At 46.4% G+C, this 13,072-nt stretch carries 11 protein-coding genes; 3 read left to right on the top strand and 8 right to left on the bottom strand.

Annotation, left to right across the window (positions count from 1 at the left end; all coding sequences use genetic code 11):
• Positions 1–8 precede the first annotated feature (8 nt).
• The 3 genes from ICN13_RS03965 to scpA are packed head-to-tail and all read right to left on the bottom strand — an operon-like array spanning position 9 to position 4,779.
• Positions 9–1,541, bottom strand: coding sequence for an acyl-CoA carboxylase subunit beta (locus tag ICN13_RS03965; protein WP_216139060.1), 1,533 nt, complete (start codon positions 1,539–1,541; stop codon positions 9–11).
• Positions 1,542–1,551: 10 nt separating this feature from the next.
• Complete coding sequence (meaB, locus tag ICN13_RS03960) at positions 1,552–2,577, bottom strand: methylmalonyl Co-A mutase-associated GTPase MeaB (RefSeq protein WP_216139059.1); 1,026 nt, start codon at positions 2,575–2,577, stop codon at positions 1,552–1,554.
• A gap of 15 nt (positions 2,578–2,592) precedes the next feature.
• On the bottom strand, positions 2,593–4,779 hold the full coding sequence (gene scpA / locus ICN13_RS03955) for a methylmalonyl-CoA mutase (RefSeq protein ID WP_370622945.1): 2,187 nt from the start codon (positions 4,777–4,779) through the stop codon (positions 2,593–2,595).
• 93 nt (positions 4,780–4,872) lie between these two features.
• Between scpA and ICN13_RS03950 the strand changes: the two genes are divergently transcribed.
• Positions 4,873–5,511 (top strand): GntR family transcriptional regulator, encoded by a 639-nt coding sequence (locus tag ICN13_RS03950; protein WP_216139058.1) that lies wholly within the window; start codon positions 4,873–4,875, stop codon positions 5,509–5,511.
• 68 nt (positions 5,512–5,579) lie between these two features.
• Here ICN13_RS03950 and ICN13_RS03945 read toward each other — a convergent pair whose 3' ends face one another.
• Both ICN13_RS03945 and ICN13_RS03940 read right to left on the bottom strand, forming a co-directional pair.
• Positions 5,580–5,924, bottom strand: a complete 345-nt coding sequence (locus ICN13_RS03945) for a cytochrome c (protein WP_216139057.1) — start codon at positions 5,922–5,924, stop codon at positions 5,580–5,582.
• Between the two features lie 13 nt (positions 5,925–5,937).
• A complete protein-coding gene (locus ICN13_RS03940; RefSeq protein WP_216139056.1) occupies positions 5,938–6,303 on the bottom strand; it encodes a cytochrome c in 366 nt (121 codons plus the stop codon).
• A 177-nt stretch (positions 6,304–6,480) separates the two neighbouring features.
• On the opposite strand from ICN13_RS03940, the gene ICN13_RS03935 reads away from it, so the two are divergent.
• On the top strand, positions 6,481–6,939 hold the full coding sequence (locus ICN13_RS03935) for a RidA family protein (protein WP_216139055.1): 459 nt from the start codon (positions 6,481–6,483) through the stop codon (positions 6,937–6,939).
• Positions 6,940–6,942: 3 nt separating this feature from the next.
• Here ICN13_RS03935 and ICN13_RS03930 read toward each other — a convergent pair whose 3' ends face one another.
• Positions 6,943–7,593 carry an NTP transferase domain-containing protein gene (locus ICN13_RS03930; protein ID WP_216139054.1) on the bottom strand — a complete coding sequence of 217 codons (651 nt, stop codon included), beginning with the start codon at positions 7,591–7,593 and terminating at the stop codon, positions 6,943–6,945.
• 54 nt (positions 7,594–7,647) lie between these two features.
• On the opposite strand from ICN13_RS03930, the gene ICN13_RS03925 reads away from it, so the two are divergent.
• The gene (locus ICN13_RS03925; protein WP_216139053.1) at positions 7,648–8,607 is read left to right on the top strand and encodes an XdhC family protein; all 960 of its coding nucleotides are present in this window, start codon (positions 7,648–7,650) and stop codon (positions 8,605–8,607) included.
• A gap of 15 nt (positions 8,608–8,622) precedes the next feature.
• Here the strand turns inward: ICN13_RS03925 and parC are convergent, their stop codons facing one another.
• Positions 8,623–10,917, bottom strand: coding sequence for a DNA topoisomerase IV subunit A (gene parC, locus ICN13_RS03920; protein WP_216139287.1), 2,295 nt, complete (start codon positions 10,915–10,917; stop codon positions 8,623–8,625).
• Between the two features lie 161 nt (positions 10,918–11,078).
• On the bottom strand, positions 11,079–13,067 hold the full coding sequence (locus ICN13_RS03915) for a DNA topoisomerase IV subunit B (RefSeq protein ID WP_216139052.1): 1,989 nt from the start codon (positions 13,065–13,067) through the stop codon (positions 11,079–11,081).
• Positions 13,068–13,072 lie beyond the last annotated feature (5 nt).

The raw sequence follows: 13,072 nt of genomic DNA, 5'->3' as shown, positions 1-13,072 counted from the left end.
CTGCGCCTTTACAGAGGAATATTGCCGTGTTTACGGGCAGGATTCTTCAAGTCTTTATCTTTCAACATCGCTAAAGAGCGTGCAATGCGCTTACGTGTTTCGTGGGGCAAGATAACGTCATCAATATAGCCACGACGTCCAGCTACAAATGGATTTGCAAACTTTGATTTGTATTCAGCTTCGCGAGCTGCAATCTTCGCTGGGTCAGATTTCTCTTCGCGGAAGATAATCTCAACTGCGCCTTTAGGCCCCATCACTGCGATCTCCGCAGATGGCCAAGCAAAGTTGACATCTCCACGCAAGTGTTTAGAGGCCATCACGTCATAGGCACCACCGTAAGCCTTACGCGTAATCAAAGTCACTTTAGGCACTGTGCAATCAGCATAGGCATAGAGCAGTTTTGCACCGTGCTTAATAATGCCGCCGTACTCTTGTGCAGTCCCTGGCATAAAGCCTGGAACATCCACCAAAGTAACGACTGGAATGTTAAAGGCATCACAAAAGCGCACAAATCGGGCCGCCTTAATGGATGCTTTGATATCTAAACAACCCGCCAAGACTAATGGTTGATTAGCTACGATGCCGATAGAGCGACCTTCCATTCGGGCAAAACCAATCACAATGTTCTTGGCATAGTCAGGTTGCAACTCAAAAAACTCACCGTCATCAACAATCTTCTCAATCAACTCTTTCATATCGTACGGCTGATTCGGATTCGATGGCACTAATGTATCTAATGAAAAGTCAAACTCTTCGTTACGGTTGGCACCTTTGATCAATGGTGGCTTTTCGCGATTCGAGAGTGGCAAGTAATTGAAAAAACGACGTAACATCATGATGGCATCAACGTCATTGTCAAATGCCAAGTCGCATACCCCAGAAACGGTTGAATGCGTTACCGCTCCGCCTAGCTCTTCAGCAGTAACATCCTCATGCGTAACCGTCTTAACAACCTCAGGGCCAGTAACAAACATATAAGAGCTGTCTTTCACCATAAAGATGAAATCAGTCAATGCAGGCGAATACACGGCACCTCCAGCAGATGGACCCATGATTAGAGAAATCTGGGGAATCACACCGGAAGCGGTAACGTTGCGCTGGAAAATCTCTGCATAGCCACCCAATGAGGCAACGCCCTCCTGAATACGGGCACCACCTGAGTCATTCAAGCCAATCACAGGCGCCCCAACCTTGAGAGCTTGATCCATGATTTTGCAAATCTTCTCTGCATGCGCCTCCGACAAAGATCCACCTAAAACAGTGAAGTCTTGTGAGAACACAAATACCAAGCGGCCGTTAATCATTCCATAGCCGGTAACTACGCCATCACCTGGCACAGTTTGATCAGCCATTCCGAAATCATGGCAACGATGCTCCACGAACATATCCCACTCTTCGAAAGTGCCGGCATCAAGTAGTAGCTCAATACGCTCGCGGGCTGTTAATTTTCCCTTGGAATGCTGTGCTTGAATACGCTTTTGCCCACCACCCAATCGGGCAAGCTCGCGCTTCGCTTCCAGTTGTTGAATGATTTCCTTCATTTCCTACTCCTTAGAAAAATTCATGCCCCATGGATTCTAGTAAGCGTCTTGCCGCCACTGAAGCTGCCATAGTTCCTTGATTTACTTGTGCGCTTAAGATTGGTAATAGCTCTTGCACTGCCGCATTGTTTCTAAATGCAGTCTTAAGACCGGCATCAATGCGATCCCACATCCAAGCTCCCGCCTGCTGTTTGCGACGGGATTCAAATTTGCCATTTGCTCTTTGTAGTTTTTCAAAATGACTTACTTTTTCCCATAGCTCTGGTAAGCCCTTGCCCTCCAGAGCACTCAGAGTGATCACGGTTGGATGCCAAAACTCTTGATCATATGAGGCGTGATCGGGATTCCCCTGAAAACCCAATAGACGCAAAGAGCTCGTGATAAATAATTGCGCACGCATTGCTGCATCTGGATCAATATCTACCTTATTAATAGCAATCAAATCCGCAATCTCCATCACGCCTTTTTTGATAGCCTGTAGATCATCTCCCGCATTGGGTAATTGCAATAGCAAGAACATATCTGTCATGCCCGCAACTGCAATTTCACTTTGTCCTACGCCAACGGTTTCTACGATGATGACGTCAAAACCGGCAGCCTCAGCAACTAACATAGCCTCACGGGTTTTTTCTGCAACGCCACCCAAGGTTCCGGAAGATGGACTTGGCCTGATGAAGGCGCCTTCTAAAACAGAGAGGCGCTCCATGCGGGTTTTATCACCCAGAATAGATCCGCCTGACAAGCTGGAGGACGGATCAATGGCCATCACAGCAACACGATGTCCTTTTTCAATCAAGTACAAACCGAGCGTTTCGATCAGCGTAGATTTACCCACGCCCGGAACCCCAGAAATACCTAAACGAAATGATTTGCCTGTCTTGGGAAGAAGGCTATTCAGCACTTCATCAGCACGCTTACGGTGATCTAAGCGGGTAGATTCAAGCAAAGTAATGATCTTAGCTAATGCACGTCGCTGCTTGAGCGATGGTGCACCAGTGAGGTCATTTACTAAAACCTGATCAGCAGCTTCGAGCATGCGCTGTATTCCTGATTAGGCTGGTTTTACTGATTTACGAATTTGCTCAAGCACATCCTTAGCCGAAGCTGGGATTGGCGTGCCTGGACCGTAAATACCCTTCACACCTGCCTCATAGAGAAACTCGTAATCTTGTCTTGGAATTACGCCACCCACAAATACGATGATGTCATCTGAGCCTTGTTTTTTAAGTTCAGCAATGATGGCGGGGACTAAGGTTTTATGACCAGCTGCCAGAGTTGAAACGCCCAAGGCATGCACATCGTTCTCAATGGCTTGGCGTGCGCACTCTTCCGGAGTTTGAAACAAAGGTCCGATATCAACGTCAAAGCCTAAGTCTGCATAGGCGGTTGCAACCACCTTCGCGCCACGGTCATGTCCGTCTTGACCAAGTTTAGCGATCATGACGCGCGGGCGACGACCGAAATCTTTTGCAAAGCCCGCAATTTCTACTTTGAGTTTTTCCCAGCCTTCGGCTGAATCATAGGCAGCTGCGTACACACCGGTCACCTTTTGAGTATCGGCGCGATGGCGCCCGTAAACTTTCTCCAATGCATCAGATACTTCACCAACCGTAGCACGTAAACGAATCGCATTTACAGCCAACTCCAACAAGTTTCCTGTGTTGTCCTCGGCAGCCTTGGTTAATGCCTCTAATGCGGCCTCTACTTTTTTACTATCACGCTTTGCTCTAATTTCTTTTAAGAGCGCTACCTGACCCTCTCGAACACGATCGTTATCGATCATCAAAACATCAACTAGATCTTCTTTTTCAAGTTTGTATTTATTAACACCAACAATCACATCAGATCCAGAATCAATTTTGGCTTGCTTCTCAGCAGCAGAGGCTTCAATCTTCAATTTAGCCCAACCACTTTCAACGGCCTTAGTCATTCCGCCCATCGCATCAACTTCTTGAATAATTGCCCAGGCCTTATCCGCCATCTCTTGAGTGAGGTTTTCCATCATGTAAGAACCGGCCCAAGGATCAATCACGCTGGTGATATGGGTTTCTTCTTGGAGAATCAATTGGGTATTGCGAGCAATTCGGCTTGAAAACTCGGAAGGCAAGGCAATTGCCTCATCAAATGAGTTTGTATGAAGTGATTGAGTGCCGCCAAATACCGCCGCCATTGCTTCAACAGTCGTTCTGACGACATTGTTATAGGGGTCTTGCTCTGTTAATGACCAACCTGAGGTTTGACAATGCGTACGTAACATCAATGACTTTGGATTCTTTGGCTCAAAGGACTTCATGATGCGCCACCACAATAATCTTGCGGCGCGCAATTTAGCAACTTCTAAATAGAAGTTCATGCCAATCGCAAAGAAGAATGACAAGCGCCCAGCAAAGCCATCAACATCTAACCCTTTTGCAAGGGCTGTTTTGACATACTCTTTACCGTCTGCCAACGTGAATGCCAATTCCAACACTTGGTTGGCACCAGCTTCTTGCATGTGATAACCCGAAATGGAAATCGAATTAAATTTCGGCATATGCTTGGCGGTGTACTCAATAATGTCACCAATAATGCGCATGGATGGTTCAGGCGGATAAATATAGGTATTACGCACCATGAACTCTTTCAGGATATCGTTCTGAATTGTTCCCGATAATTGCTCTTGCTTAACACCTTGTTCCTCACCAGCAACGATGTAGCCTGCTAGTACGGGCAACACAGCCCCATTCATCGTCATAGAAACTGATACTTTATCTAACGGAATACCATCAAACAAAATCTTCATGTCTTCAACAGAATCGATTGCAACGCCTGCTTTTCCTACATCACCAGTCACCCGTGGATGATCTGAGTCATAGCCACGGTGAGTAGCCAAGTCAAATGCAACGGATACGCCTTGACCACCAGCAGCCAATGCTTTGCGATAAAACGCATTAGATTCTTGAGCAGTTGAAAAGCCCGCGTATTGACGAATAGTCCAAGGACGAACTGAATACATGGTTGCTTGCGGACCACGTACAAATGGCTCAAATCCCGGCAAGGTATTTGTATAGTTCAAACCTTCAGTATCTGCAGATGTGTAAAGTGCTTTCAGCTGGATACCATCGGGCGTATTCCATCCAAGCTTCTCAACATCGCCATTAGGTGCAGACTTCTGGGCTGACTTTTTCCAAGCGTCCAGATTGGATTCTGGAACTGCTGGCCATGAATTATTTGATGAACTGTTAATTTCTGAACTCACAAAGCACTCCTGGTAAATTTGTTGCATTGCACCTAATTTCTCTAATTCTGCTTGACTATTTAGAATTTGTCCAGCTATGATGTATTCATAATTATGAATACAAAACTGATAAATCGACCGCTATATGAAGACGTAGCAGACAGACTACGGGAGCAGATCTTTAGCAAGCAGTTAGCCCCAGGAAGCTGGCTGGACGAACAATCACTAGCTGAGCAATACGGCATTAGCAGAACGCCAATGCGGGAAGCTATCAAGGTATTGGCATCTGAGGGGCTTATTACCATCAAGATGCGTAGAGGCGCCTACGTTACCGAGGTTAATCGTGGTGATTTAGAGCAAATCTTCACAGTGTTATCGCTATTAGAGTGTCAGGCAGCAAGAGAGTCCGCCCTTAAAGCTTCAGAAGATGAGCTAAACCTGCTAGACCACCTTCACCATCGCTTAGAAAAAGCAGCAGCTGATCGTGATATTGAGCAATTCTTTGAGATTAATAGCAAATTTCATGAGCTAATCCAAGAAATTGCTGGAAATCGTTGGATGAATGGCGTGATTGCAGATTTACGTAAAGTACTCAAACTCCATCGTAAAGATTCATTAACTAGCACCGGGAGACTGCAAGCATCCCTCGTTGAGCATCGCGATATTCTTAGGGCAATACTCAAAAGAGATGAATTGGCAGCAGAAGCGGCCATGCGAAAGCACTTTGCTCGAGGTTTAGAAGCCCTCAGATAGAAATAAATCCCATAAAGAACAGAGGCTTAGAAGATGATTCTAAGCCTTTTTTCTACTGAAGGTAGAGCTTACTTCTTAATAACGAAGTTTCCAGGTAAAGAAGCAATGTAAGCAGCAATATCTTGCAAATCAGCATCAGAGAATGCTTGAACTTGCGATCCCATGATGGCGTTATTACGACCGTATTGTGGGTTACCGTTGCCTACCTTGTATGCCTTTAACGCATAGTAAAGATAGTCAGAATACTGACCTGCAAGCTTGGGATAAACAGGCAGGATTGGTGCATTGAGTCCAGCGCCATGACAAGAGGCGCAATTGGCCTTCTCTACAAGAGCCTTACCTTTATCTACGCTAGCAGCATTAGCAATACCAATACTTGAGAGCAAAACGGCTGTAATTAGTGCGAATTTCATAAACGTGTCTCTATCACTTCAATGGGTTGTTAGGTGAGCTGGCTGTTTGCGCAGCATAGTATTCGCCAAGATCGGCCATATCTTGATCAGACAGGCTACCTGCGATGGCGCGCATCGTTGGATGCTTTCGTTCGCCCTTTTTGTATGCGGCTAAAGAGCTAGCAATGTAGGCTGCATTTTGGCCACCTAGCATTGGCACTTTATAAACTAAAGGATAGTCAGCACGGTAGTCTGGAATAGAGTGGCAGCCAACACAAAGCCATACTTTGGCGTTACCAGCCGCAGCATTACCTTTTACTTCTTGCGCTTGGGCGGCAAAACCAGTCAGCACCAAAGAAGTAGCAACAAGCAATTGAGGGAGAACTGTTAGTTTTTTCATAGAAATCTGTATTAATGAGTTCGGTTTAAATCAATCAGCAAGAGTATAGCGGACTGAGGCGTCTAGAGCCATTGTTTGACCCATTTGGCAACCCAAAACCCGTAAAAATACTGAAAAATACTGGGCTCAAGCGCTTCCCAGTAAGATTCATCATCTCGTTAATCAGGATTCAAAAACATGAGCAATTCTTACCTTGATCGCCTTAAATCCCTCGGCATTGAGTTACCTCCAGCCGGACCCCCTGCCGCCGCTTACGTCATGGCTGCCACCTCAGGTAATACCGTTTTCCTGTCGGGTCATATTGCAAAGAAAGATGGCAAGCCTTGGGTTGGAAAGTTAGGCAAAGATATGGATACGGAAGCTGGCAAGGCTGCAGCTAGATCCATTGCGATTGATCTCATGTCTACACTGCAGAACCATTTAGGCTCATTGGATAAAATCAAACGCATTGTCAAAGTGATGGGGCTTGTCAATTCAACCGATCAATACACCGAACAACACTTAGTCATTAATGGCTGCTCAGAATTACTTTTTGAAGTCTTTGGAGATGCAGGCAAGCATGCACGAAGTGCATTTGGTGTGGCGCAAATTCCCTTAGGTGCTTGCGTTGAAATTGAATTAATTGCCGAGATCTAAACTTTAAGCGCGTTGCAAATCAAACTTGCTGATGTCGGCATCGGTGTCAACATCAGCAATGTATGCCTGATTATCAGTAGCAAAAATCTGCACTAGCTCTGGGTGCTGATCCATAAAGGGCCTGCATACCATCGCCGGTATTGCCAAGATATCAGCAATCACTTTGCGTGAAAACACCACTGGGTTACCGCGCTGCGAGCCCACTACTGGCAGTATCACTTCTTTCTGCTGATCACGCTGTTCAAATTGTCTGAGCAATAAGCTGATTTCATCGCCTCCTACCAGGGGTTGGTCACACAGTGCCACCAACAAAACCTCGTAATTACTTTGTAAGGCTTCAAGACCAAAGCGGACAGACGATGCTTGTCCCAATTCGGGATGGGGATTGCGTACTGATTGAATTGGCAAATCATGATTCTCTCGGAGTTGTTTTAATTCCGCCTCAATCACCCCTTCATGAAAGCCAGTAACAACAACAAACTCAACTGGAGAGAATGCCTTAAGCGAATTGCAAAAATGACTTAAAAGGCTTTTGCCTTTCTTGTGCAAAAGCGCCTTGGGAATTGAGCCCAAACGACTCCCCTCGCCTGCAGCAAGCAACAGTATTGCTAGGCGGAGATTTGGAGGGCTGGGATTCTTACCTAAAGACGTCATTAGAGTGATAATAAATAGGAAACTAGAAAATAAACAATAAAGACAAAACACAGCATGAATAGCACTGATTTAAGCGTCCTCCAATCTGCCGTTAACTGGCTTAAAGCTGGCCACTCAGTAGCCATTGCTACGGTTGTGCAGACTTGGGGATCTGCTCCCAGACCTATCGGATCATGGCTTGCCATTCGGGATGATGGTCAAGTATCGGGCTCTGTATCCGGTGGCTGTGTTGAAGATGATTTGATACGTCGTGTGCAAACAGAAATTTTGACAAGGGCCACCCCTGAAATGGTGGTTTATGGAGTTAGCCAACAAGAAGCTGCTCGCTTTGGCCTTCCCTGTGGTGGAACTTTAAGGCTGCTAGTTGAACCAAGACCAGAACTTGGAGTACTAGAGAAACTACTGGAGCAAATCTCTTCACATCAAATCACACGCCGCACAGTAAATTTAAGTACAGGCAAATCGACTCTCAGTGACGGATCTCGTCATGATGAATTTGTTTGCAATGATCAAGAAATGCAAACTACCTATGGCCCACGTTGGCGGATGGTCATTATTGGAGCCGGCCAACTATCGCTCTACACAGCAGATTTTGCGCTGGCATCTGATTTTGAAGTGATTGTGATTGATCCCCGTGAAGAATATGCCGAAGGCTTAAATCGTGACGATATTATTTTCTTTAAGGGCATGCCTGATGATGTATTGCTTGAGATTGGAGTTGACCCTCATACCGCCGTCATAGCGCTCACTCATGACCCAAAGTTGGATGATATGGCCCTTATGGAAGCCTTGAAATCCTCTGCCTTTTATGTGGGTGCATTGGGAAGTCGGAAGAACACACAAAAACGCAAAGAGCGACTCTTAGAATTCGATCTCAACCAAGAACAGGTTGATAGGCTGCATGGACCTGTAGGACTTTATATCGGAGCACTAACCCCGCCAGAGATCGCAGTATCGATTCTGGCCGAGGTCATAGCCGTTAAATACGGCATTAGCGTTCCAAAGAAAAACTAATATTTTCTAGTTTGCTTAGTTTGCCTTTAGCTTGCCGTCTTTCAGACGCGGCTCAACAAAGTGACCCTTGCGTGCGCGATTACCAGCAAAAGATTTGAGCGTCTTTGCATCCAAATTCAGTTCCGTTGGTTTACCTGCACGACCAGCCCCAGCATAAGTAGCGCCATCCGGACCAACAGCGATAGCTGAGGCTAAGAATTCTTTATCGTCCAAGCCCATTAAGATCACACCCTTGCCGCCAGTGGGTAAACGTTTGAGCTCATCTAATGGGAATACTAATAATTTAGAGGCTTGTGACAAGCAAGCAACCTGCTTCATGCCAACCTTGACTTTAACTGCGCCCAAAGGTGCATCTCCAGGAACCTTTGCATCAATACTCACAAACGATTTTCCTGCTTTATTGCGGGTACTCATATCAGCCACGTTTGCCAAGAAGCCGTAACCTGCTTTAGTGGAGAGCAACACTAAATCGTCTGGCTGACCGGCATAGTAAGCAACCATTTGCGAGCCAGGGGCTAAGTTAACAAAGCTGGTTAATGGCGATCCATCACCACGCGCTCCCGGCAACTCACTGACAGGCACCGTGTAGACACGACCATCACTGCCAAAGCCTTGGATGACATCTACCGTACGGACCTCAAAGGTGTCATACATGGCATCTCCTGCCTTAAAGCTAAATTGAGTTGAGTCATGCTCATGACCCTGACGCACGCGCACCCAACCTTTTTGAGAAACAATCACTGTGACTGGTTCATCAATCACTTTTGTTTCTGCAATAGCGCGCTTATCTTCCTGAATCAAGGTGCGGCGATCATCACCAAAGTCCTTCATATCAGATTCAATTTCTTTCACGATGCGCTTACGCAATGTTGTATCGCTCTGCAGCAAGCCCTCTAAATCATCTCGCTCAGCTTTGAGCTCTTTGAGCTCTTGTTCAATCTTGATGCCTTCAAGACGAGCCAATTGACGCAAGCGGATATCCAATATGTCTTCAGCTTGACGATCAGAGAGTTTAAATTCTTTAATCAGATCAGCTTTCGGCTCATCGCTGTTGCGAATGATCTTGATGACCTTATCAATATTGAGAAGAACCGTTAAGCGCCCTTCCAAAATATGCATGCGGTCTTTAACCTTACCTAAGCGGTGTTGTGTACGGCGGGTTACGGTAGCAACCCTGAATTCAACCCACTCAGTCAGAATCTCTTTGAGACCTTTTTGGCGCGGACGACCATCATTACCAATCATGACTAGGTTCATAGGCGCATTGGATTCTAAGGAGGTATGCGCCAGCAACAGATTAACGAACTCATTGACGTCAATATTTTTACTCTTAGGCTCAAATACCAAACGTACTGCAGCATCTTTACTGGATTCATCACGAACGCCATCTAAGACATTCAGAATGGTAGATTTGAGATTATTTTGCTCTGGCGTGAGGGTCTTTTTACCTACCTTCACTTTTGGATTGGTGATTTCTTCAATCTCTTGCAATACCCGCTGAGAAGAAGTTGCAGGAGGCAGCTCATTGACAACGATCTGCCATTGGCCGCGAGCTAACTCTTCTACGGACCAGCGAGCCCGGACTTTAATACTGCCACGGCCGGTTTCATAGATCTGAGCAATCTCTGCTGTAGAGGAAATGATTTGCCCACCGCCCGGGTAATCAGGGCCAGGCATGATACCTAGCAAATCAGCGGTAGAGAGCTTTGGAGACTTCATCAAAGCAATTGCGGCGCTCGCAACTTCACGTAAATTATGTGAAGGAATCTCGGTAGCCATACCAACAGCAATACCAGAGGCGCCATTTAATAGAACAAACGGCAGTCGTGCTGGTAAAAGTTTGGGCTCTTGAAATGAGCCGTCATAGTTCGGAGCAAAATCCACCGTTCCTTCATCGATCTCACTTAATAGCAAACCAGCAATCTTGGTAAGACGTGCTTCGGTGTAACGCATTGCTGCAGCGCCATCACCATCACGTGAGCCGAAATTACCTTGGCCATCAATTAAGGGATAACGTAATGAAAAGCTCTGCGCTAAACGCACTAATGCGTCATATGCGGATTGATCTCCGTGCGGATGGAACTTACCCAATACATCGCCCACCACGCGGGCACTCTTTACTGGCTTAGCATCAGCACGCAGACCCATTTCATTCATCGAGAACAAAATGCGGCGTTGTACTGGTTTTTGACCATCAGCCACTTCTGGTAGTGCACGGCCTTTTACAACGCTAATGGCGTAATCCAGATAAGCACGCTCTGCATAAACCGCTAGAGTCAAGCTATCTTTATTGTCTTCGTTCAGATCCATTGTTTTAGGATCATGTGGATCGTTTGGACCCTGAGGACCTTTAGAGGATGGACTGGCTTTTGGAGCATCATCTACCTCGACGATATCCATCTCGATTGGATTGGAAAATAAATCCGCTTGCTCTGCAGCAGATTTTTTGCCTGGAGTTTTCTTGGTTGCCATTAAATATCTGCCTCAACTTCATTGCCGCGCTCTTCTAGCCAATCACGTCTAGCACCAGATTCCGATTTACCCATCAACATGTCCATCGTTTTAAAGGTTTCATCTTCGGTCCAGGATCCCAGAGTTACGGGCAATAAACGACGGGTATCGGGGTTCAGGGTGGTATCCCACAATTGCTCGGCACTCATCTCACCTAAACCCTTAAAGCGGGAGATTTGCCAAGCTGATTCTTTGACACCGTCTTTGCGTAATTTATCTTCAATCGCTTGCAGCTCGCTTGAATCTAGTGCATAAATTTTTTGCGCAGGTTTTTTACCCCGTGCTGGAGCGTCTACTCTAAAGAGTGGCGGTCTAGAAATATGCACATGGCCTAAATCAATCAGTTTTGGAAAGTGCTTATAGAACAGTGTTAGTAGGAGCACCTGAATATGGGCACCATCAACGTCTGCATCAGACAATATGCAAACTTTGCCGTAACGCAAATTCGATAAATCCGGATCATCGTTCAGACCATGAGGATCCACGCCAATGGCTACTGCAATATCGTGCACTTCATTATTGGCGAATAAGCGATCGCGCTCTGCTTCCCAGGTATTGAGGACCTTACCGCGCAATGGGAGGATAGCCTGGTATTCCTTATTACGACCCATTTTGGCTGAACCACCTGCCGAGTCACCCTCAACTAGGAAGATCTCATTCATGGAGATATCTTGACTCTCGCAGTCAGTGAGTTTGCCTGGGAGCACTGCAACGCCAGAAGATTTTTTCTTCTCAACTTTTTGACCGGCTCTGGTTCTTGCTTGGGCTTGCTTAATGACGAGATCGGCCAGTTTGCGACCGTAATCAACGTGCTGATTTAACCAAAGTTCTAGAGCGGATTTCGCATAACCCGATACCAATCTCACAGCATCCCGAGAATTGAGGCGCTCTTTGATTTGCCCTTGAAACTGTGGATCCAATACTTTGGCAGACAAAATAAAGGATGCGCGTGCAAACACATCCTCAGGCATAAGCTTCACACCTTTGGGCTGCAGAGCATGCATTTCAATAAAGCCCTTCACAGCATTAAAGAGGCCTTCACGTAAACCACTTTCATGAGTTCCACCAGCAGGTGTCGGAATCAGATTAACGTAACTCTCACGTACTGGCGAACCATCTTCGGTCCAGCAAACAACCCATGCAGCGCCCTCACCTTCGGCAAAAGAATCCTCCTCACCTGTACCTGTAGCGTATTGCTCACCTTCGAAGGGCGGAATAACTTCTGGGCCATGTCCAGCCTGGGCAATTGCTTCGTTGAGGTAGCCGCGCAAGCCTTGTGCGTATTGCCAGGTTTGGCTCTCGCCAGATTTTTCTTGAATGAGTGTGACCTTCACGCCAGGTAACAAAACAGCCTTGGAGCGCAGGAGGCGAGTCAGGTCTGCCATTGGAATAGCAGAGCTATCAAAATACTTTCCATCTGGCCAAGCGCGAACGCGTGTGCCATGGGCTTTATCTTCTTTAGATGATGGTTTTGTTTTGAGCTTCTCAATCACCTTGCCATCAGCAAAGGTCAATGAAGAGGTTTGTCCATCACGCCAAACAGTGACTTCCAATCTCTTCGATAAGGCATTGGTTACAGAGACGCCAACACCATGCAAGCCACCAGAGAATGCATAGGCACCACCAGAACCTTTTTCGAATTTGCCGCCAGCGTGTAATTGGGTAAAGACAATTTCCACCACGGGAAGTTTTTCAGTTGGATGCATACCAACCGGAATACCTCGACCATCGTCTTCCACGCTAACGCTGCCGTCGGTATGCATAGTCACAATGATTTGCTTACCAAATCCACCCAGAGCTTCATCAGAAGCGTTATCCAATACCTCCTGGATGATGTGCAGGGGGTTATCGGTTCGGGTATACATTCCCGGCCGTTGACGGACTGGTTCTAGGCCTTTTAGGACCTGAATCGACGATTCGCTGTATTCGGAAGTTTTACGGGTAGCCATGCGCG

Source organism: Polynucleobacter sp. MWH-Berg-3C6, from assembly GCF_018881855.1.
GTDB lineage: Bacteria > Pseudomonadota > Gammaproteobacteria > Burkholderiales > Burkholderiaceae > Polynucleobacter.
The sequence above is the reverse complement of the archived record's forward strand: the minus strand, read 5'-3'. Positions and strand labels throughout refer to the sequence as shown.